This is a genomic window from Ruminococcus sp. D54t1_190329_F1 (genome assembly GCF_015551645.1).
GTDB lineage: Bacteria > Bacillota > Clostridia > Lachnospirales > Lachnospiraceae > Blautia_A > Blautia_A faecis.
In genome coordinates this window covers 104,854-127,283 of the sequence record NZ_JADNDC010000008.1, presented here as the reverse complement: position 1 = coordinate 127,283, position 22,430 = coordinate 104,854, and the positions used below count along the sequence as shown (strand labels likewise).

Sequence of the window (22,430 nt, the reverse complement as noted above, 5' to 3'; positions counted from 1 at the left end):
TTCGCAAGCCGCGCATTTCAGGAGCGGTTTTAGTGGAGGCGAGATCCATGACTTACGGAGACTTAGGCGCGAAGGCTTTCCTGAGCGTCTTAGTCGTAGTTAGTCATTAGCTTGCCGGAACGTTGCGACGCGCGGCGGTGAATATACATTGTGAAATCGCGTCCGGAATAACGACCAACACATTAAATAGCAAAAAACGCCAACCTGCAAATTTTCCCCTGCAGGCTGACGCCGAAATTTCTTATTTGTAATTTATGCCAGTAAAGTCTTACCCACAAAATAAACCAGCACCAACGCACCAAGTACGATTCGGTACCATCCAAAAGCTTTGAAATCATGCTTCTTGATATATCCCATCAGGAACTTGATTGCAAGGATGGAAACCACAAATGCAACCACCATACCGACTACCAGGATCAGTACCTCTGTACCAGTAAAACTAAAGCCAAATTTCAGAATCTTCAGAAGACTGGCTCCGAACATAACCGGGATTCCAAGGAAGAAGGTAAATTCAGCTGCAACTGTACGGGAAGTTCCCACCAGGATTCCTCCGATGATGGTAGAACCAGATCTGGATGTACCAGGAATGACAGAGAGTACCTGGAAACAGCCGATCAGGAAAGCAGTCTTAAAGGACAAATCTTCCAGACTTGTGCACTGCGGCTCTCTGCCTTTGTTATAGTTTTCCACAACAATAAACAAAACACCGTAAACAATCAGCGCAATAGCAACAACCACATAGTTATTAAAATGTTCTTCAATGAAATCATCAAACGGAAGTGCGATCACAATGGTCGGCAGACATGCTACCACAATCTTAAACCACAGCACCCATTTCTCTTTATCGCAGAAGCGCTCCACAAAATTCAGGATCACCTGTGCCCATTTGGGCTTCTTCGCAATAGCCATCTGGGTTCTTCTTGGAAGCTTCTTTATGTAAAAAGGCCACAGCTTATTCCAATACAAAACAACAACTGCAAGGATGGCTCCAAGCTGGATCACTACCAGAAATACATCCATAAATTCTTTGGAAACATCCAGATGAAGAAATTCATCTACCAGGATCATATGACCGGTACTGCTGATGGGAAGCCATTCTGTAATTCCCTCCACAATGCCAAGGAAAATTACCTTTAAAAGTTCGATAATATCCATTTCTACCCCTTTCTTATGAATGCACTCTCCATGTGCACCCACTTTAACAAAATGAGGACGGAGACTTAAACTTCTCCGTCCTCTTTAGTATATTACAGAAAGTATTTTTCGTAAACTTGTATTTTGTTTTTTTCTACAATTTTTACTGCAAAAATGTTACTGTTCACTCCGTTCACAGTAACACGCTTCGCGATGCACAGAAATCATGCTTTGCATGATTTCGCGCCGCAACTCTCGGGTTTTCTGTGAACTTTGTTCACAAAAAACACCTCGCGGAATGTTACCAGTAAACAGTAACGCAAAAATCCCAGACTGCACACTCTTCCTTTAGCGTCTTGCAATAGTTGCAATATCAATCAGGCTTAAGCAATTGGCATCTGTATTTTCAAGACTGGTCACAAGCGCTTCTGCAGTATCAAGGCTGGTAAGAACATTTACACCTGTCTCAATAGCATTACGTCTGATCACGAAACCATCCTTCTGATGCTCAACACCCTGGGATGGGATATCAATAACCACATCAATCTTATGACCAAGGATCAAGTCCATAAGGTTCGGTGCAGGCTGCTCCAGCTTGTTGGTACGGATTACCTTAACACCATGCTCTTTCAGAGTATTGGCAGTTCCTCTTGTGGCATAGATACGGTATCCAAGTGCCTCAAATCTCTTAGCGATCGGTACAGCGTCCTCCTGCTCTTCCGGTCTTACAGTCATGATCATGTTCTTATATTTCGGCAGACGGATTCCAGCTCCAAGGAATGCTTTGTAAAGAGCCTCATTGAAGGTCTCTGCAATACCAAGGCACTCACCGGTAGATTTCATCTCTGGTCCAAGGCTGATATCAGCGCCGCGGATCTTCTCGAAGGAGAATACCGGCATCTTGATGGCAATATGTTTTGCTTCTGGCTGAAGTCCCGGCTCATAGCCCATATCCTTCAGTTTGTATCCAAGGATTACCTTTGTTGCCAGCGGTACGATCGGGATTCCTGTAACCTTGCTGATGTAAGGTACGGTACGGCTGGAACGAGGATTAACCTCGATTACATATACATCATCCCCAAGAACGATGAACTGGATATTGATCATACCCACTACATGAAGTGCTCTTGCAAGACGTCTGGTGTACTCTGCAATTGTCTCTTTTGCCTTCTCACTGATGGTTCTTGCCGGATATACGGAAATACTGTCACCGGAGTGGATTCCGGCACGCTCAATATGTTCCATAATACCAGGGATCAGGATGTCCTCGCCATCGCAAACGGCATCAACCTCGATTTCTTTTCCCATCAGGTACTTGTCAACAAGAATCGGATGCTCCTGTGCGATCTGGTTGATGATTCCAATATATTCATCTACATCCTCATCGCTTACGGCAATTCGCATACCCTGTCCACCAAGTACATAGGAAGGACGAACCAGAACCGGATAGCCCAGCTCATTTGCTGCTTTCTTCGCCTCTTCTGCGGTAAATACAGTGTGTCCCTTCGGTCTCGGGATCTGACATTTCTCCAGGATTTCATCGAACAGCTCACGGTCCTCTGCAGCATCTACATTCTCAGCAGATGTTCCAAGGATCTTCACGCCCATCTTGGTAAGGGCTTCTGTCAGCTTGATGGCTGTCTGTCCGCCGAACTGAACAACTGCTCCGTCCGGTTTCTCAATATTTACAATATTTTCAACATCTTCCGGTGTAAGAGGTTCGAAATACAGCTTGTCTGCAATATCAAAGTCAGTACTTACTGTCTCCGGGTTGTTGTTGATAATGATAGTTTCATATCCTTCTTTTGCAAAAGCCCAGGTACAATGTACAGAGCAGAAGTCAAACTCAATACCCTGTCCAATACGGATCGGGCCGGAGCCAAGTACCAGGATTTTTTTCTTATCTGGTGTGGCAATTGCTTCATTCTCTGTTCCTTCATCACCGTATACAGAATAGTAATACGGAGTGGCAGCAGCAAATTCTGCGGCACAGGTATCAACCATCTTGTAAGCGGCTTTGATACCAGCCTCTGCGCGGAAAGCTTTGATTTCCTCTTCTGTTTTGCCTGTAAGGCGGGCGATAATGTAGTCCGGGAACTCCATACGTTTTGCTTCCAGAAGAAGCTCTTTGGTAAGTTTTCTGGTCTTCAGGGCATTTTCCATTCCAACAAGGATTGCCAACTTGTCAATGAACCAGATGTCGATCTGAGTAATGTCATGAAGCATGGACTGCGGCATACCACGGCGGATTGCTTCTGCAATCTTCCAGATTCTGCGGTCGTCCACGATTGCCAGCTCATCCAGCAGTTCCTCATCTGTAAGCTGTGTAAAATCGTAGGACATCAGGCTGTCTACATGCTGCTCCAGGGAACGGATTGCTTTCATAAGAGCACCCTCAAAGTTATGGCAGATACTCATAACCTCACCAGTAGCTTTCATCTGAGTGGTAAGGGTTCTCTTAGCTGTGATAAATTTATCAAATGGAAGTCTCGGGATCTTAACAACACAGTAGTCAAGCATCGGCTCGAAACTTGCGTATGTTTTTCCAGTGATGGCATTTGGGATCTCATCCAGTGTATATCCAAGTGCGATCTTCGCTGCAACCTTCGCGATCGGGTAACCAGTTGCCTTACTTGCAAGTGCAGAGGAACGGCTTACACGAGGGTTAACCTCGATAACACAGTATTCGAAGCTGTCTGGTTTCAGTGCGTACTGAACGTTACATCCGCCTGTAATTCCAAGCTCTGTGATAATGTTCAGGGCAGAGGTACGAAGCATCTGGTACTCTTTGTCTCCAAGAGTCTGGGACGGAGCAACTACGATGGAGTCTCCTGTGTGGACACCAACCGGGTCAATGTTCTCCATGTTGCAGACAGTGATGCAGTTTCCTGCACTGTCACGCATTACCTCATACTCGATTTCTTTCCAGCCTGCGATACAGCGCTCTACCAGAACCTCTCCAACACGGGAAAGACGAAGACCATTCTCCAGGATCTCACGAAGCTCGTATTCATTGTGGGCAATTCCGCCGCCGCTTCCGCCAAGGGTGTAAGCAGGACGAAGAACAACCGGATAGCCAATGGTATTGGTAAATGCAAGACCATCCTCCACCGTGGTAACAACCTTGGAAGCTGCAACTGGCTCGCCGATTTTCTCCATGGTATCCTTAAATTCCTGACGATCTTCAGCTTTCTTAATGGTCTGGGCTGTAGTACCGATCAGTCTTACATTATGTTCTTTCAGGAAGCCTTTCTCATCCAGCTCCATGGCAAGGTTCAGACCTGCCTGACCGCCCAGGGTAGGAAGAACGCTGTCTGGCTTCTCTTTCAGGATCAGCTGCTCTACCACTTCTACGGTAAGAGGCTCAATGTAAACACGGTCTGCAATATCTTTATCTGTCATGATTGTAGCCGGATTGGAGTTCAGAAGAACAACCTCCAGACCTTCTTCTTTCAGGGAACGGCAGGCCTGTGTTCCTGCGTAGTCAAACTCTGCTGCCTGGCCGATGATGATCGGACCTGAACCAATAACAAGTACTTTTTTAATGTCTTTATTTCTTGGCATTATTTATTTCCTCCCATCATATCCATAAATCTGTCAAACAGGTAACTGGAATCCTGCGGTCCCGGGCATGCCTCCGGATGGAACTGTACAGTAAAAATATTCTTTCCAACGTATGCCATTCCTTCGTTTGTTCCGTCATTTACGTTCACAAATGCAGGATGAGCAATGTTTTTCTCCTCAAGGTCCTTGGCATCTACTACGTAGCCATGATTCTGGGAAGAGATGTAAACTCTGCCTGTTGTAAGGTCTTTTACCGGATGGTTTCCACCACGGTGACCATATTTCATCTTATAGGTATCTCCGCCTGTTGCAAGTGCCATCAGCTGATGTCCAAGACAGATTGCAAAAATCGGAACATCGGAATCGTAAAGTTTCTTTACTTCTTTAATAATAGAAGTGCATTCTTTCGGGTCTCCAGGGCCATTGCTGAGCATGATTCCGTCTGGATGATCTCCAAGGATCTCCTCGGCCGGTGTAAGAGCCGGGTAAATAGTTACCTGACATCCGCGCTTATTCAGGGAACGGGCAATATTACGTTTCGCACCAAAATCCATGAGGGCTACCTTCGGACCATTTCCAGGAAGGATTTCTTTCTCACGGCAGGTTACTTTTTCCACTACTTTACCAGTTGTATATGCTTTTAACTTGGGGAGAATTGCGTTTAAGTCATAATTTTCATCCACTGTGATCATACCGTTCATGGTACCTTTCTCACGGAGGATCTTGGTAAGAGCTCTGGTGTCGATTCCTGCGATTCCAGGAATATCATGCTTGGTCAAGAAATGCTGAATGGTGTCAACGCTTCTGAAATTGCTTGGAACACGGGATAATTCACGTACGATAAATGCGTCGATCCACGGTCTGGTGGATTCCTGGTCATCATAACAGATTCCGTAATTTCCTATTAATGGATAGGTCATGCATACCGCCTGTCCTGCGTAAGACGGGTCTGTCATTACTTCCAGATAACCGGTCATGGAAGTATTAAAAACAATCTCGCTGATGACTTCCCTTGCAGAACCAATGCTGGTTCCTGTAAATACATGGCCATCTTCTAATATCAGAAATGCTTTCATACAATCTCCCTTTCTTATATCATTTTCTTTCTTATTTTATCCTAAATCTTCAAGATTGTATCATAGCAAAATGCTTTTTTCAACAAAATATGAGCAAAAAAAAATTCTGTTGTGCTGAAAAAAATTGCACAACAGAAAAAAGCTACTGGATCCGAGTCTGAATAAAAGAGACATCCTGTGCCTCACAGCCAACCTTATACGCAACTCTGGTATTCGTAACAAAAGAAAAAAAATAATGCAGGAGATGGGACTTGAACCCACACGATCTTGCGACCACAGGCACCTGAAGCCTGCGCGTCTGCCAATTCCGCCACTCCTGCATTTCTTATGTTTCAATCGCTCTCTCGCGACTGCTTGATTATAATACAACACATTCAGTCAAATGTCAACACTAATTTTCAAAAAAATTTGAAAAATTTAAAAAATATATTTTTGTATCCTTTAGGATTCCGACAGAGATTTGTTCTTAGTCCATTTTGGTCTTTTTAACTATTCCAAGGGAACCGCAATTTATAATGAAATCAACCGTTATCCACCTGTGGCTGACGGCTGATACTATTTATACTTTTACACCAGAGAAATGAAATATGACGTACAAAAGAATCAGAGAGCTGCGGGAAGATCATGATCTGACACAGAAATACATGGCTCACTATCTCAATGTGATCCAGCGTACCTACTCGCGTTATGAACGAGGGGAAAGAATCATCCCTCCTGATGTCTTATGCAAAATTGCAGACTTCTATAATGTAAGTGTAGATTATCTGCTGGAACGCACAGATACAAAGCAGCCTTATCCTCCCTCACTGCTCTCCAGAAAAACAAAAGACACCTAGCGCACTGTGCCAGGTGTCTTTTGTTTTCTGTCTCAGATTATTTTTTCCTATATGAAAATAAATTTCCTGCTGCCCACAGAATGGTACCTGCAGCAATACATACGTCAGACAGATTAAATACGATCTTACGAATTTCTTTGTTCTTCACATTCAGGCTCACATAATCTGTAACATATCCTTTATTTCGACGGTCTGTGTAGTTGGACATTCCACCACCCAGGATCATGGCAAGACCGGCTCTGCTAAGCTTATTTCCGCCGGGGAGAAGCTGGTGCCAGTATTCCCCTGCCACACAGCCCATACCAGCTGCTGCAAGCTCCTGGCAATTCTCCCTGCCGATTTTTACCTTACCAAGAATCTTATCTTTATTGTGACAGTTCCGAAGGAGCAGTCTGCCTCCCAGTACTTCTTCTTTGCTTCCCTGAAGGCGGGTACTGTCAATATGTTCTTTTATCTTATAATCCAACAGAAAAATTCCGCCGGCAATTGTTAGCGAAAGCATAAATGCAGCCTCCTTATTTACCTGGAAAATCCTGACCACTTTTCTCAGTTTCTGTTGAGACCTTTTCTTCCTCTGTACCTGCCTCATTCTCTGCCTGCTTCTCTTCTGTCTCTTCTACAGGTTCTGCAGTCTCAGTGTCCACCACATCGCCCTCAGCTTTCTCTGGTTCCGGAGTCGGGCATACAGAGCCACAGTATGGACAAAAGGAGACACTTCTGTCTACAGATTTTCCACATGCCGGACAGATTTTCCGTCCCTTCATCTCCGCTGCTGCATCCTTATATCCGTCAATAATATCCAGATGCTGCTCAATCTCTTCACAGAACCCTTTAAGAGCTTCTTCTACTTCTGCACCTTCTTTGTACTTTTCAAAGATCACATTTCCAATGTCTGCTTTCAGTTTCTGTACCATCTGCTCTTCACTGGAAATCTTGCTTCTGATCTTCTGCGCCTCATAAAGCTGACCGGCTTTTTTTCCAAGATCCTTGGTTGTCCTTGTAATTGTGTCACTTAACTCGTCAAAAAAATCGCGTGCCATAATACCATCTCCTTTACATATAAAAAGTGTTGTAACTATTCAGTACTTTTACGGCTAAAAGCTGTCTCCTGAACAGCTGCAAAGTGATGAAACACCTGTTTCCCTGTCTACTGAGCCATCCCGATCAGGGGAATTTCCTGTCCGCGAAGCAGGATTCTCGGACCGCCTGTACCTTCAATATATTCTCTGGTAATGATCACCTGTCCAATACTGTCATCTTTCGGAATCTCATACATGATATCCAGCATATATTCCTCCAGAATGGCGCGAAGACCTCTGGCTCCAGTATGCTTCTCCAGTGCCTTGGCCGCAATCGCGTGAAGCGCATCCTCCTCATAATCCAGCTTCACCTCATCCAGGGCAAGGAGCTTCTGATACTGTTTCAAAATTGCATTCTTCGGTTCCTTCAGGATCTGCACTAACATATCCTCATTCAGTCCGTCCAGTGTATATATAATCGGCAGACGTCCGATAAATTCCGGAATCATGCCAAATGCACGGATATCATCTACTGTTACCTTCTCCAGAATATGTGGATCATTGTCATATTTGTCCTTCAGGTCTGCGTAAAAGCCGATAGATGCCTGCTTATTCAGTCTCTCCTTGATAATATTCTCCAGATCCGGGAATGCCCCTCCACAGATAAACAGAATATTTCTGGTATTTACCGTTACCATAGGAACCATGGCATTTTTGCTGTTGGCTCCGACCGGCACCTCTACCTCGCTTCCCTCCAGAAGCTTCAAAAGTCCCTGCTGAACCGCTTCACCGCTTACATCACGCTGATTGGTGTTCTTTTTCTTGGCCAGCTTGTCAATCTCATCAATAAAGACAATCCCATGCTCTGCTTTCTCCACATCATTATCTGCTGCAGCAAGAAGCTTGGAGATCACACTCTCAATATCGTCACCAATATAGCCTGCCTCTGTAAGAGAAGTAGCATCTGCAATAGCCAGCGGCACGTCCAGAAGTCTGGCAAGAGTTTTTACCAGGTAGGTCTTTCCGCATCCGGTAGGTCCGATCATCAGCATATTGGACTTCTCTATCTCAATCTCATCCATAGTGTCTGTAGCCACACGCTTATAATGATTATAGACAGCAACAGACATTACTTTCTTGGCTCTCTCCTGACCAATTACGTATTCGTCAAGACTTGCCTTGATCTTATGTGGTGCCGGGATCTTCTTAAGATCAATCTCTGGCCTGGCATCTTCTTTTTTCTTCTTTACTTTCTTCGGACGGGGAATTGCATCCTGAATACTGCCCAGATTGATCATACTCACATTAGGCATATTAAGAAGATCGTTCAGATTCAGTCCGTTATTCATCTGCTGGGTCATAGTGTCAAAGCTTTTCTGCATACAATCATTACAGATATGTATATTGTTAGGAAGCTCGATCATTTTGCCTGCCTGGCTCTCCGGACGATGACAGAGAAAACAGAATTTCTCATAATCGCTGTCATCTTCGTGATCATCGTTCTTCTCTGTTATATCGCCATCGATGATTTCGTCTTTTTCATCGTCAAAATGTTCAGTCATATAATTATTTCCTTTCCTGCTGCTGTTATCAGGCTGACCAGCAGTCTTTCCTATCTTATGTAAAAATCATTTTTGTTTTCTTATTGTATCATACTTTTCTCTGATTTAGAAATTAACTTTTTATAAAATGTGAAAAGGGGAGCCTTATCAGCTCCCCTTGCATATTACTGATTACCATCCGGTCTTGCACTCAATGTAACAGTTACTGTCGATTCCTCATACTCTCCGTTATTTAACCGTGCCACCTCAATTTCGATTTCTTCACCAGCTGAATAATACTGAAGCTTATCGTTGATATCAGCCTTACTTGAAACCTTCTGGCCATCCAGCTTGATAATAATATCGCTTTTCTGGATTCCGGCATTATCTGCTGCCTCTCCCGGATACACATCCATAACAAATGCACCAGATGGCATATTATACATCTGGATTGCTTCTCTGGAAAGATCGGCGAATTTAACTCCCAGATAGCCAATCTGTGACTCATCTGAAACTTTATCCCTTGTCTTACGATTCATAAGTTCTTCCAGAATGGGCTGTGCCTTGGAAATCGGAATGGCATATCCGGTTCCCTCTATACTGCTTGATGCAATTTTGGCACAGTTAATTCCAATCAATTCTCCCTGCATATTTAAAAGGGCACCACCACTGTTGCCAGGATTGATTGCTGCATCTGTCTGGATCAGCTCCTCATAAGTATTAGAATCGGACTGAACAGTGCGGTCCAGGGCACTTATCCAGCCAGATGTTACAGTCTGACCATAACCAAGTGCATTACCAATAGCAACCACCTGCTCGCCAACAGCAAGATCATCCGAATTGCCAAGCTGGGCAATTTTAATCTGGCTCATGGTTTCTTCCGGAATGTCACTTTTTTCAACTGCGATCACCGCAAGGTCTGTATCCTCGTCAGTTCCTTTTATCTTTGCGGAAACTGCACCATCAATATTCAAGTCTCCATTTCCATTTATATAATTCTCAGTTTCCTGTTCTGCACTTACCACATCACTTCCGATAAAGCAGACACTCAGTGTAGTGGCGCCCTCCACTACATGATTGTTGGTAGCAATGAGAAGTTCGTCATCATTCTCTCCGACAATAATACCAGAACCGCTTCCTGTGCTGGGATATTCCATTCCGTAGCCGAAAAAGCTGCGAATTTCCTGCATGCTTACTGAAGTGATTGCCACGACTGAGGGCATTGCAGCCTGAGCAACCCCTGCAACGGGACCTTTTTCATTTGCTACAATTTCTGCATTGATGCCTTCGCCTGCATCTGTGTTTTCTTCTGCCGTGGTACTGGCAGATGCTGAAGAAGTAAGTGTCTCTGCAGTTCCTACTGCAGTCTGAGTTTCTTTCTTAAAATATTTATCTGACACCATATTCACTGCCTGAAATACCAGACCTGCCACCAGACCAAAAATCACTGCCAGCGTAATGGTATTTCCTGCTTTCCTTCCAAAACCTGAAGATGCTGCCTTATCCTTATGAAGTCTGTGATGTTTTTCTTTTTTCTTTTCTTCTGGCTTCTTCTCCTGTTCATCAACCTGATAATGCGCATATCTGGGCTCCGAAGATTGAGACTGAAAATTGCTGTCTTTGGATGAATTTCCGGAAGTATCTGAATTATTGCTGGAAGCGTAATAATTTCCATTGTCTGTGTTTCCTGCACCATCTGAATTTCTGCTGCTGGTATATTTGTAATGATAAGTTACATTTTCATTCAGTTCATCTTCGGGGGCCGCTGTCTGATCCGATGCAGCCGATCCGGATTCACCTGTATTCTCTGGCTGTTGGGAGCTGCCATCCGTTTTCTCTGGCTCCTGTCCCCAATTCCATTCATCACTCATATTCTGCTCCCTTCTATGTTCATAAACAGTGCTGCTGTTCACGTTGGAATCTGCAGCATTCTGTAACATTTTCTTTTATTTATGGTACAAGTTTAGCAAGCAATTGTGTTGAAAATGTGATAGATTCATTAAGAAAAGGTGACACGAAAAAAAGTGTCACCTTTCATAGCCACAGTCCCTGTTCACGAAGTGCATAACTGTGAAGACACTGAACAATTACTCATTTTTCCAATATTCACGGTTCATAGTACAAAACAGGATCACCTTTTTCGGCAGCATTTTATATCTTTTTCCAAGAAAATATCCCATATATTTGAAGCCACTTTGCCCTGCCAGCTTGGGAACCAGCCAGATATGCCCTGTTTTTATAAGATAAGCCAGGCTCTTTTTCACAAGGCGAAGTCCCTCTCCCTCTGATGGTACTCCCTCAAAAATCTCCGGATGATCTGCCTGGGAAACACCCAGATCAAAATTCCGGTGAAACTGCTGTCTGCATGAATAATTGTGTGAATGAATCACACAGGCATCTGCAGCATAGGCAATTCCATATCCCCGCTTTGCCATAGTTCCTGCATAGATCATATCTTCATTAAAGATAGCTTTTTTTACAAATCCGCCAATTTCCTCATAAATACTTTTCTTATAAGCTGCACACACATTGGAGCAAAAATAAGTTTTTATTCCATATGTGTCAGTATCTTTTTCCCATTTTATAGAAGAAGTTTCCGGATAATTAAATCTTCTGGTGTATTTTTCCAGATAAGCACAGTCCTCCCGGGCCAGCTGTCTTGCGTAGGAAGCTCCAACTTTAGAATTTTCCTGCAGTGGACGAATCAGATTTCCAATCAGATTTCTGTCTGCCGGAACTGCATCCTGGGTCATAAATACCATAATATCTGAATCAGACAGTCTTGCTCCCTGGCATCTGGTTCCACCGTGGTCAAAATCTGCCTTTTTCAAATGTACCACGTTCACTTTTGGAAATTTTTTCTCCCAGGCCGTGTTCCAGAATTTTTCTTCTGTATTCATAACAAGAATTTTTTCCACTGGATAATTCTGTGTGGAAAGAGAATCCAACAACTTCTCAAATTCATTTCCCGGACGGTATGCGGGAATAATTATGTCAACTGTTTCCATAGTATCTCTCCTCTTTCAGGCTCAGCACGAATAAATATACTTTCGTAATATAGTAACAATGCTGGCAGAGCGCACGTCTTTTTCGCGAAAAAGGGACCACTTCCTTTCGGATGGTCCCTTTAAATTTTCAATCAAGGAATATTTATCTACTGATCAATATCCGCTTCCATCTTCGAAGCCTCCATCGCCGGAGCTGTCTCCACTATAATCTCCGCCGCTGTAGTCTCCTCCATTATCGTAACTGCTGCCAGAATCACTTCCACTGTCATAACTGCCATCACTATAATCGCCGCTATAGTCTCCACTATAGTCGTTTCCGCTGTCATAACTATTGTCGTAGCTGTTATCATAGCTATTGTCGTAATCGCTTCCACCATAATCGTTGTAATCATAGTTTCCGCTTCCGTCACCTTGCCATACAATATCAGAAGAATTTCCAGCTTCATTACTTGCAATCGGAGACTGGTCAACCAAGGTATCTGCACCGCCTACAAGCTCAATGATCCGGGCATTCGCCTCCACAATGTTCTGTGACGGCTGGTAATTCTCATCAGCACCATACAGAAACTTATGAAGTTCCTTTACATTATCCTCCAGCGTGTCTGCAACAACCATGCTGGCCTTCTTCACATCCGCAAATTTGTACTTGGCTGGGAAGCCGGTAGTATCTGCAATGTTATATCCCATCAGAGTCGGAATCAGATTCAGAATCTCAGTTTTCGTGATGGATGTGGAAATCATAGGAAATACCTCGTCCATAATATTGAAAATAGTGGTAATTCCTGCTGACTTTGCTTTGTCAACCATCATTCCGATCACACGGCGCTGACGCTCAGTACGTCCCATATCCATGCTTGCAGTGTAACGGATACGGCAGTAAGAAACTGACTGCACACCATTCAGATGGTATGTTCCAAGGATTTCTTCCTCATTCTCCGGCTTGGGATCTGGCAGTTCTACTGGTGTGTAGCTTTTGCCGGTCTCCTGGGAAGTTTCTACACAATAGTCATTCATAAACACCATTTCCGCATAAGAAAGAGGAATATCAAGACCGCCAAGTGCATCTATTGCAGCTACCATTGCATTAAAATTAACAGTTACGTAATCCGTAATTTTCAAGTCAAGCATGGTATTCAGCATGGAAATGGCCTGTTCCGGACCGCCATATGCGTAAGCTGCATTTGCCTTGGTATAAGTATCATTTCCAATATCCAGAAGAGTATCACGATATACGGAAGCAAGCTTCACCTCTTTGGTATCATTATTGATACTTGCAATGATAATGGTATCACTGTTCTGTGCATCAAGCGCAGCATTCTTGGAACGCTGGTCGATTCCGAAAAGTGCATAAGTTGTATAGCCAGACATCTGTGGTGCTGTCACATTCGTAACAATCTTGCTCTCATCCAGCTGAGGTGTCTCAATCTTGTTCAATCTGGAATCAATCTGTCCATATACATACAATCCGCCAATAAACAGCAAAAGACAGATAATTTCCACAATAAACAAAGCAGTCCTCTTTTTTCTACCAGGTCTTGCCATTTTTCTTTCCTTTCTCAATACGCATTCTTATTAATGAATCCTTTAAAGATCGTCATAAACATTATCTTGATATCAAGCCCTACAGTCCAGTTCTCGATATAGTAAAGATCACACTCAATCCTCTTGCGGATGGAAGTGTCACCTCTGTATCCGTTTACCTGTGCCCATCCGGTCAGCCCGGGTCTTACCTGGTGCTTCACCATATATCTCGGAATCTCTTCACGGAACTTTTCCACAAAAAATGGTCTCTCAGGTCTTGGCCCTACCAGACTCATATCTCCCTTTAAAATATTAAAAAGCTGGGGAAGTTCATCCAGGCTGGTTCTTCGCATAAATCTGCCAATTGCCGTAACCCTGGGATCGTTTTTTACTGTCCAGGCTTTCTTCTCCTCTGCCTCCGGCTGAATCTCCATAGAACGGAATTTATACATCCAGAACGTCTGATTATGGAGGCCCACACGTTCCTGACGATAGATCAATGGTCCAGGAGAAGTGAGTTTTATCAGCGCACACAATACCAGCATGACCGGCGACGCCACAATGATTCCAATAATGGAGCCACAAATGTCCATTATTCTTTTTATCATGGCATTAAAAGTATTACTAAGGGGAACATACCGGATATTGATCACCGGAAGTCCCAGAATATCCTCTGTATATGGTTTCGTAGGAATAATCTTATTATAATCCGGAATAAATTTTGTATGCACTCCTGATTTCTCGCAAAGTGCTACAATCTCCTCCAGTCGGTAATACTCACTTAATCCCAGTGTAATCGCAATCTCGTCAAGCCTGCTCTCCGGCAGGATCACATTCAGATTGGCAATTCTTCCGATCACCTTGACGCCTTTATACATGGTACCTGCAGTAATATTGTCATCCAGAATGCCTCTTACCACATATCCCCACTGAGGGTTCTGCTGAATGCGATCAATATACTCTTCTGCTGCCCGGCTGTACCCAACCAGCACTACCTGTTTCTGGTTCAGTCCTTTCTTTCGCATTTTGCGCAGGCTGTAGAAAATGAACATTCTTGCTCCCCAGCTTGCCACAATGCAGATTCCGTAAAACATATACAGTACAGAACGGGAAATATCGCCTTCTTCAATGGTATACAAAATAAATGTAGTGATCAGAATACCAAGAGAATTGGCTTTCACAATATTAGACAGCACAAGACGTCTTCCCTGCATCCGCATTGGTTCATACAGCGAAAACGCATGATACAGCAGAATATACGCCGGCAGGATAAATACCAGTGCAGACATATACTGCTGGAAACTTCTGGCCCGGACAGCATTTGCTGCAAAAGGTCCGATAAATCTCAGCGCCCAGGCAAACATATAAGATAACGTAATTACACAGGCATCTATAACGACATGGAGCCGACTGAAGTTCTTCTGATTATCTTTAATCAATCTCTGCCACCTCTGCCCTTCTTCACATGTTGCCGGGTTTGTCACTCACAGCAACCTTCACAAACCTGTTCCTGCTGCGCGTTTCATCCACATCTTACGCTTTAGAGCGTGTTTGAAAAAGGCTTTCTGCAAGATGTGCGTCACAATTTGTGGGAGATTTTGTCCGGATGAGGGCGCCGTAGCGGGCTACGGCAACCGAATTCGGGCAAAATATACCGCAAAGTGGGGCGTGCAGATTGCGGGAATGCTTTTTCAAACAGGCTCTAAAGCCTTTTTCCAACACTCTCCGGTCTGTGACTTCCTCTATCTTATAATAGATAAAACAGAATTGCAATAAATTCTTCATACATTAACACGAAAAATAGTTACGAAATAATAACGAATCACTTCTGCACAAACTTTTTATACCATAAATCTGTAAATTATATTCCACCACAGTTCCAGCTGGATTCTGGCGTATCTTCCAAGATTTCTCATGTGGAACTTCACTTTTTTATTTCTATGACTGATCTGGAACCCATTTTTGATTCCTGCCACATACTCCCTGCCCATTCCCTTCTGGGAAAAAAACAGGATCTTCATGCCAAAGCCCGGCACCAGAAAAGGAAGATTCAAAATAATCTGAAGAACCGGCATATTTTTGTAGATCAGATAAATATTATTTCTTGAAGAATATCTGGTCTTAAACTGATTGTATCTGGATCCGCTTGTTCCGCTGCCTACATGATAGACCAGTGCAGCTGGCACATACCAGTTCTCATATCCAAAGATCCTGGCACGATAGCCCACATCAATATCTTCCAGATATGCAAAATGCTCTTCATCAAAATATCCGATTTTCTCAAAAACCTTCTTACGGTAAATAGCTGCGCCAGCGCATGAAGCAAATATCCGCCCTTCCTTCTCAAAGGAATGAATATCCTTTCCTTTGCCCCGGGCATATGCCCAGCCAAGAGCAGAATAATAATTTCCTGCATCATCCAGTTTATTCCGGTCATGATAACAGATCATCCTTGCACTGCAGGAGAAGGCCTTCTTATGACGCTTTATAGCTGCCAGCATTTCCCCCACAAAATTCTTATCTACTTCTGTATCGTTATTCAAAAGGAGCACATAAGGTGTCCGTGATGCATAAATCCCCTCATTTACAGCTCTTGAAAAGCCGAAATTATCTGGCAGCTCCACAATGTGTACCCAGGGAAAGTTCCCCATTACAAAGGCAACGCTTCCATCTGAGGATCCATTGTCCACCAGAATGGTCTCAAAATTCTGAAACGCCTGCTGCTCCAGGCTTGAAAGCACACCCTCCAGATATGCCATCCCATTATAATTGGGAATAATGACTGATACTTCCTGCATAATGTCTTCTTAGTCTTCCTCCTTTTTGCCGGTCATGCCCGGAAGTGGTCTTAAAGAATAATTCCACTTGGTCAGGGAAAGATTCTTATTATAATTGGGATCACCGTTCTTCAGAATATCGATCCAGTTACATCTCATATATTCGATTTCCCGCTGGAAACGTCTGACTTTCACCTCATTGTTCTCTGCTCCGCGGGTCTTGGATTCCATATGGTAAAGCCTTGCATAAGGATCATAAACCACCAGATAACCTGCTTTCGTAGTCTTCAGGCACAGATCCACATCGTTAAAGGCGACTGCAAGTTCTTCTGTGAAGCCGCCCACTTTGTCAAAAGCACTGCGCTTCATCATCATACAGGCTGCAGTTACAGCGCTCATATCCTGTAAAATAGACGCCTTGTGGAGATATCCGGTACGATCCGCAGGCATATCCACAAACATATGACCTGCAATTCCACCAATTCCGATCACACAGCCTGCGTGCTGGATGGTATTGTCCGGATAGATCAGTTTCACACCTACTGCTCCCACTTCTCTTCGCTGACACACCCCCAGCATTTCTCCCATCCAGTCCTCTGTAATGACCGTTACATCATTATTCAGAAAAAGGAGATATTCACCTCTGGCATTTTTAACCCCAAAGTTGTTGATCGCGGAATAGTTGAATTCCTTTTTCCAGCAGATCAGATGGATCCTGGGATCCTCTGAAATCTTCCTGTAATAATCAAAAATCTCATCTGTAGTGCTGTTATTCTCCACGATAATGATCTCATAATTGTCGTAGAGTGTGTTCTTCTTAATAGATTCCAGGCATTTCTCCAGAGTTTCCTTCTCGTCTTTATTGGGAATGATAATGGAAACAAGCGGATGTCCCTGTACCGGGTATTTCACTCTGTAAAATCCAAGATCCGGAGTATGGCTTACAGTGCCTTTTACTCCAGTCCTCTCAAGATGCGCCTCGATAGCACGTTTGCCTGCTTCAAAAGCGTACATCTTACTTGCAGGATTATCAGCAGTAGATGCCTTGTGGGTACGCCAATGGTACAAAATCTCCGGTACATGCACCACTTCCCTGGCTTTTTCCACACAACGGAAAATAAAATCATAGTCCTGTGCACCGTCAAATTCCCTGCGGAATCCGCCCACTTCTTCTACCAGCTGCCGCCGCACAACAAAAAAGTGACAAATATAGTTATTGGAACGAAGCAGATCAATATTAAAATCTGGCTTCAGATGCGGCTGAAAATGCTCGTCCAGTTCAGCAGTCACTTTATCCTCATCTGTGTATACTGCATCCCCGTGCTCATGCTGGTTCAGTGCATTCACAACCTCGTAAAGAGCATTTGGCGCAAGAAGATCATCATGATCCAGAAGCCCTACAAATTCTCCCTTTGCCATGGCAAATGCAGCATTGGTGTTCTCTGCAATCCCTTTATTCTCAGTGAGCTCCTGCCAGCGTACTCTCCTGTCCCTGCTGCTGTATTCTTCCAGCACTTTTCTCATAGACTGATCTTCCGGACTTCCATTGGCAATGCAAAGCTCCCAGCTCTCATAGGTCTGTGCTTCCAATGAATCAATCATCTGCCGCAAGAATAATTCCGGAGTACGATAAGCCGGAACTACCACGCTGATAAGAGGTGCGTAAGCAAATTTTTTCTTTCTTTGTTTGTCAAGGACCGTCTGGTCCGGCACATATGCCGCGTACCAGGGACCATAAGGGATCTCCTCCGGCTCAAAGCGCTCGTGCAGCCGTATCCAGAACTCCCTGGGACCATAATGCTTCAGATACAAAAGTCCCTTCTGGATCATGTAAGGAGATAATTTTTTGAAGAAACGAGACCACTGGATCCGTCCCTCTGATCCGTTTTTATCGCTCATATTAAAATCCTTTGCTTTTATAATGACCCTATTTTAACATTGAAGAAACAATTTTGCAAGGAAGCTGTAAAAGAAAGGTTGAATTGAACCACATTTTAGGATATGATTATATTTGTATTATATTTTTTTATTTTACAGGAAAAATATACTATATGTTATACTTGCAGCAGAATTGTATCTGCACTGTCAGAAAGAGTGTTACGATGCTGTTCACAGACATCACTGCAGATACCATTATTTTAATACAGGAGTTCATTATACTATGAAAAAGCGAAAGATAACCTCAGTTTTTCTGGCTCTTGGTCTTTTCGCATCTCTTCTTTTCCAGGTTCCCATATCTGCAGAAGAGGCAGACCAGAGTGCAGCAGTTGAAGCATCAAGTACCATATCTACCAATTCCATTTCCGGATGGCCCCAGGCTTCCGATATTTCTTCTGAAGCGGCTGTAGTCATGGAGAATACCACCAATACCATTCTCTATTCCAAGAATGCAGACGAAGTACTTTTCCCCGGAAGTACAGTCAAGATCATGACTTGTCTTCTGGCTCTTGAAAATACACAGCTCACAGATGAGGTTACCATGACCGCCACCGGAGTTTCCGGTGTCACAGACGGTGGTGCCAGTATTTCCTCACAGGTTGACGAAGTCTTCACTGTAGAGCAGTGCCTGTATGCCATTATGGTTGCCTCTGCCAATGATATTGCACTGCAGATTGCAGAGCATGTAGGCGGTTCTGTAGACGGCTTTGTCCAGCAGATGAATACCCGGGCACAGGAGCTTGGATGTACCAATACCGTATTCACGAATCCCACCGGACTTCCGGATGACAACCAGCACACTACAGCCCACGACATGGCGCTGATCATGCAAGCCGCCATCCAGAATGAGTCTTTCAGAACCATCGCAGCAGCCACCAGCTACACGATCCCTGCCACCAATAAAGCGGCAGCCCGTAACCTGACCAGCAAATTCACCATGACAGATACTGGCAGCACTGGATTTTACGAAGGATGTATCGGCGGTAAGGAAGGTTATACGGAAGCCTCCGGAAGTACACTGGTATGTGCAGCCCAACGAAATGGCATGACTCTGATCAGCGTAGTCCTGAAAGGTGCTTCCGGTCAGACAGCTCCTGATGCAGCCTCTATTCTCAATTATGGATTCGATCAGTTTGTAACTTTATCCCTTGGAGACAGCGATTTCAGCATTATCTCCGGCGGTGACGTAGTAGTTCCAGCCGGCACCGGTGCCGATAGCCTTACCACAGAAGATTCCCAGAACGGCGACCAGATTGACCGCACCTACCTTTTTAACGGCACTTCTGTGGGATCTGCAGTCCTTGAAGTTGTTCAGTCTGATGATACTGCTTCCGTCCAGGAAGGTCAGCAGCACATGCAGGCGGCCAAGGACTACTCCGATAATCACACTGAAATTCCGTATTTTGTAATTGCCGGTGTATTCTTACTTCTTCTGATTCTTTTGATCTGGAGGATCGTGAAAATTGTAAAATCCTAATAAAAAGCCCAGTCAGGACAGGGTATCTTCCTCTCCCGACTGGGTTTTTATATTAGTTCTGCATCAAACTATTTCATCCTTCTTCTCATACGCCATCCTGAATGCACAATCCCCTCTCACAATACTCAGATTCGGATTGTAATACGGATCACCCTTTTTCAGAAAATCTCCGTAACGTTCCCGGAAATGATCCACCTCTTTCTGAAGACGCGCCTTCTTCTCCGGCGTATTCTCCAGTCCGCGTGACTTAGATTCATAATGGTACAGGCAGGCCTCCGGAGTAAATACAACCAATTTACCAAGTGCCCTTGCCCTAAGACAGAAGTCAATATCATTCAGTCCCACTGCAAAGCTTTCATCCAGCCCATGAAGTTCCTCAAAAACGCTTCGCTTCACCATCAGACAGGCGCCTGTTACTGCACTCTCATCCTGTGTAGTTGCCAGTCTCCACAAATATCCTGTGGCATATCTGTCATATCCGGTAAGAATATGTCCTGCAAAACCTGCGATTCCTACCACGACACCAGCATGCTGAACCGTATTATCCGGGTAAAGGAGCTTGGCACCTACAATGCCCACATCCTCTCTCTGGCAATAGCCCATCATGTTCTCCAGCCACTCTGGAGTAATAACCTCTGTATCATTATTGAGCAGAAGGAAATAATCTCCATCCGCATATTTTGCACCAAAATTGTTGATTGCTGAATAGTTGAAGGGACCATCCCATGTAACCACTTTTACCTGAGGATACCGCTTCTCAAGTTTCTCATAATAGTGGAAGGTCTCTTCCCTCTCACTGTTATTCTCAATTACGATAATCTGGATATTTTTCCAGGTGCTCTTCTCCAGAATGGAAGTCACACATTTATTCAGATCCTCTGTATGATCCTTATTCGGAATCAGAATGGATACCTTCGGGTCACCCTCTATAACAAAACGGGTTCTGAAAACGACCGGGCATCCAGTGTATTCCACCTCTGCCTTAATTCCCATGCGCTCATAATGCCCTGCAAGTGCCTTTTCTCCTGCGATCACTGCATATGGCTTGTCATCCGGATTTCCCGCTGTGGAACCCTCATGGCTTCTCCAGTGATACAGAATTTTGGGAATATGGCGGATTTTCTCACTGTCTGTATGCTCCGTGCAGCGAAGCAGAAAATCAAAGTCCTGAGAACCGTCATATTCTGGCCGCAGAAGCCCTGTTCGGTCGAGAAGCGTTCTCTTTACAACCACCAGATGGCAGATATAATTTACGCAGCACAGATAATCAGGGTTAAAATCCGGCTTAAAATGAGGGAAAAGCCGATTTCCTCTTATATCAATAATATCCTCATCAGAATAAATAAGATCCGCCTCCGGATGCTGTGAAATCTCCTTTGCCATCTGATAAAAAGCTTCCTCTGCCAGGGTATCATCATGATCTGCAAATGCAATATAATTTCCAGTGGCAATTCCAATAGCAGCATTTGTATTGTCTGAAATCTGCAGCTGTTTGTCATTGAAAACAACTTTGATCCTTGGATCCTTTTTCTGATACTCTTCCAGAATACTGCGGATTGGAGAATCTGCTCCGCTTCCATCTGAAAGACAAAGTTCCCAGTTACTGTATGTCTGCGCCAGCACAGAATCCACAAGAGCCTTCAAAAGATACTTATCCGTCTTATAGAGAGGAACCACAAGGCTAAACTTAATGTTCTCCTGAAAAACAGTCTTTCTCTGCTGATTCAGTTCTTTCTTAGTAACCCTGTTCTCCTTCAGCCAGGTCTGGTAAAGACCGTCTCCCTTGCTCAACGCTTCCAGCTTGATCAGAGACTTCCGGATCACAGTATGAATACCATTGGAACGATAATTCTCCATTGCCTTTTTCGAATAAAGGCTGGCTTTTGCCTTAAAGCGTTCGCCCTTTGAAATACCAATCTGGTAGACTGCCTTTTTTCCGTTCTCATCCTTTGCAACAAGATAAGCCTTCTTTCCAGATACATTTTCTGCCTGGATATGGAATCCGCAATCCTTATTCACTTCGCATTCCCGAAACATTTCAGCCACGTCCATTCGGGTATTCCGCTTCAGGGTTATTTTCACAGGCTTTTTATTTTCATCATATACCTGCAGGGAAACCGGTGTGGTTCCTACTGCCCAGCCGGCAAGGATAACCTTCTTCTGTTCTCTGACTATAGATTCCCCATCTACAAAAAGCTGAGGTTTTCCCTGTTTTCTCATAAGATCCGGGGTTTTCATCTTATACCAGAGGAAACGCTCCTTTCCATTAACAGCGTACACCTCAAGTTTTTTGTAACTCTGCAGATTTTCAGGCAGGGTAACTAATACCTCCACCCATTTGCCTCCTGGATTTTTCGTCTCCACAGCCCTCATAAATCCGGTCATCACAGTAATCAGGTTTGCCTCAGAAAGAAGGCGGATACCATCCAGATAACACTCTATATCTGCTTCCTTTGAAACCCTTCCTGTGATCATATATTTGCAATTATCATTCAAAAGAAACCGTTCTTTTTCAACCAGCATTACCTTTTGATTCATT

At 44.0% G+C, this 22,430-nt stretch carries 16 protein-coding genes, 1 tRNA gene and 1 pseudogene; 3 read left to right on the top strand and 15 right to left on the bottom strand.

The features are described from left to right. Nucleotides 1-252 precede the first annotated feature (252 nt). The 4 genes from I2D69_RS05485 to I2D69_RS05470 all read right to left on the bottom strand — a co-directional run bounded on the left by I2D69_RS05485 (nt 253) and on the right by I2D69_RS05470 (nt 6,094). Nucleotides 253-1,155 (bottom strand): undecaprenyl-diphosphate phosphatase, encoded by a 903-nt coding sequence (locus I2D69_RS05485; RefSeq protein ID WP_173736706.1) that lies wholly within the window; start codon nt 1,153-1,155, stop codon nt 253-255. A 327-nt stretch (nt 1,156-1,482) separates the two neighbouring features. Next, nucleotides 1,483-4,698 (bottom strand): carbamoyl-phosphate synthase large subunit, encoded by a 3,216-nt coding sequence (gene carB, locus I2D69_RS05480; protein ID WP_173769629.1) that lies wholly within the window; start codon nt 4,696-4,698, stop codon nt 1,483-1,485. Next, complete coding sequence (locus tag I2D69_RS05475) at nt 4,698-5,774, bottom strand: carbamoyl phosphate synthase small subunit (protein ID WP_118584285.1); 1,077 nt, start codon at nt 5,772-5,774, stop codon at nt 4,698-4,700. Before I2D69_RS05475 ends, carB begins: the two co-directional genes overlap by 1 nt. Before the next feature lie 236 nt (nt 5,775-6,010). Then, nucleotides 6,011-6,094: transfer RNA gene (locus I2D69_RS05470), tRNA-Leu, on the bottom strand. A gap of 267 nt (nt 6,095-6,361) precedes the next feature. On the opposite strand from I2D69_RS05470, the gene I2D69_RS05465 reads away from it, so the two are divergent. Beyond that, the gene (locus tag I2D69_RS05465; protein ID WP_118579639.1) at nt 6,362-6,610 is read left to right on the top strand and encodes a helix-turn-helix transcriptional regulator; all 249 of its coding nucleotides are present in this window, start codon (nt 6,362-6,364) and stop codon (nt 6,608-6,610) included. A 37-nt stretch (nt 6,611-6,647) separates the two neighbouring features. Here I2D69_RS05465 and I2D69_RS05460 read toward each other — a convergent pair whose 3' ends face one another. From I2D69_RS05460 to I2D69_RS20815, 8 genes are all read right to left on the bottom strand, one after another. After that, nucleotides 6,648-7,112, bottom strand: a complete 465-nt coding sequence (locus tag I2D69_RS05460) for a signal peptidase II (RefSeq protein WP_173769628.1) — start codon at nt 7,110-7,112, stop codon at nt 6,648-6,650. Between the two features lie 13 nt (nt 7,113-7,125). After that, a complete protein-coding gene (locus I2D69_RS05455) occupies nt 7,126-7,650 on the bottom strand; it encodes a zinc ribbon domain-containing protein (protein WP_118579645.1) in 525 nt (174 codons plus the stop codon). Nucleotides 7,651-7,757: 107 nt separating this feature from the next. Then, nucleotides 7,758-9,191, bottom strand: coding sequence for an ATP-dependent Clp protease ATP-binding subunit ClpX (clpX, locus tag I2D69_RS05450; protein WP_118579648.1), 1,434 nt, complete (start codon nt 9,189-9,191; stop codon nt 7,758-7,760). A gap of 164 nt (nt 9,192-9,355) precedes the next feature. Beyond that, the gene (locus I2D69_RS05445) at nt 9,356-11,041 is read right to left on the bottom strand and encodes a trypsin-like peptidase domain-containing protein (RefSeq protein WP_173769627.1); all 1,686 of its coding nucleotides are present in this window, start codon (nt 11,039-11,041) and stop codon (nt 9,356-9,358) included. Between the two features lie 216 nt (nt 11,042-11,257). Beyond that, nucleotides 11,258-12,178 (bottom strand): glycosyltransferase family 2 protein, encoded by a 921-nt coding sequence (locus tag I2D69_RS05440; protein WP_173769626.1) that lies wholly within the window; start codon nt 12,176-12,178, stop codon nt 11,258-11,260. Between the two features lie 153 nt (nt 12,179-12,331). Then, on the bottom strand, nt 12,332-13,720 hold the full coding sequence (locus I2D69_RS05435; protein ID WP_173769625.1) for an LCP family protein: 1,389 nt from the start codon (nt 13,718-13,720) through the stop codon (nt 12,332-12,334). A gap of 14 nt (nt 13,721-13,734) precedes the next feature. Next, the gene (locus tag I2D69_RS05430) at nt 13,735-15,138 is read right to left on the bottom strand and encodes an undecaprenyl-phosphate glucose phosphotransferase (protein WP_173769624.1); all 1,404 of its coding nucleotides are present in this window, start codon (nt 15,136-15,138) and stop codon (nt 13,735-13,737) included. 94 nt (nt 15,139-15,232) lie between these two features. Next, a complete protein-coding gene (locus I2D69_RS20815) occupies nt 15,233-15,352 on the bottom strand; it encodes a DUF6783 domain-containing protein (RefSeq protein WP_308768472.1) in 120 nt (39 codons plus the stop codon). Here I2D69_RS20815 and I2D69_RS20810 point away from each other — a divergent pair. Further along, a pseudogene (locus I2D69_RS20810) lies at nt 15,311-15,475 on the top strand (DUF6783 domain-containing protein); the annotation flags it as partial. The gene I2D69_RS20815 and the pseudogene I2D69_RS20810 sit on opposite strands and share 42 nt — an antisense overlap. 65 nt (nt 15,476-15,540) lie before the next feature. Here the strand turns inward: I2D69_RS20810 and I2D69_RS05425 are convergent. Together I2D69_RS05425 and I2D69_RS05420 are read right to left on the bottom strand one after the other, a co-directional pair. Beyond that, on the bottom strand, nt 15,541-16,497 hold the full coding sequence (locus I2D69_RS05425; protein WP_148461724.1) for a glycosyltransferase family 2 protein: 957 nt from the start codon (nt 16,495-16,497) through the stop codon (nt 15,541-15,543). Between the two features lie 9 nt (nt 16,498-16,506). Then, the gene (locus I2D69_RS05420; RefSeq protein ID WP_173734902.1) at nt 16,507-18,375 is read right to left on the bottom strand and encodes a glycosyltransferase family 2 protein; all 1,869 of its coding nucleotides are present in this window, start codon (nt 18,373-18,375) and stop codon (nt 16,507-16,509) included. A 262-nt stretch (nt 18,376-18,637) separates the two neighbouring features. On the opposite strand from I2D69_RS05420, the gene I2D69_RS05415 reads away from it, so the two are divergent. Next, nucleotides 18,638-19,891 carry a D-alanyl-D-alanine carboxypeptidase family protein gene (locus tag I2D69_RS05415; RefSeq protein WP_148461726.1) on the top strand — a complete coding sequence of 418 codons (1,254 nt, stop codon included), beginning with the start codon at nt 18,638-18,640 and terminating at the stop codon, nt 19,889-19,891. Nucleotides 19,892-19,954: 63 nt separating this feature from the next. On the opposite strand, the gene I2D69_RS05410 is transcribed toward I2D69_RS05415, so the two are convergent. Further along, nucleotides 19,955-22,429, bottom strand: coding sequence for a glycosyltransferase family 2 protein (locus I2D69_RS05410; protein ID WP_243243764.1), 2,475 nt, complete (start codon nt 22,427-22,429; stop codon nt 19,955-19,957). Nucleotide 22,430: the final 1 nt, after the last annotated feature.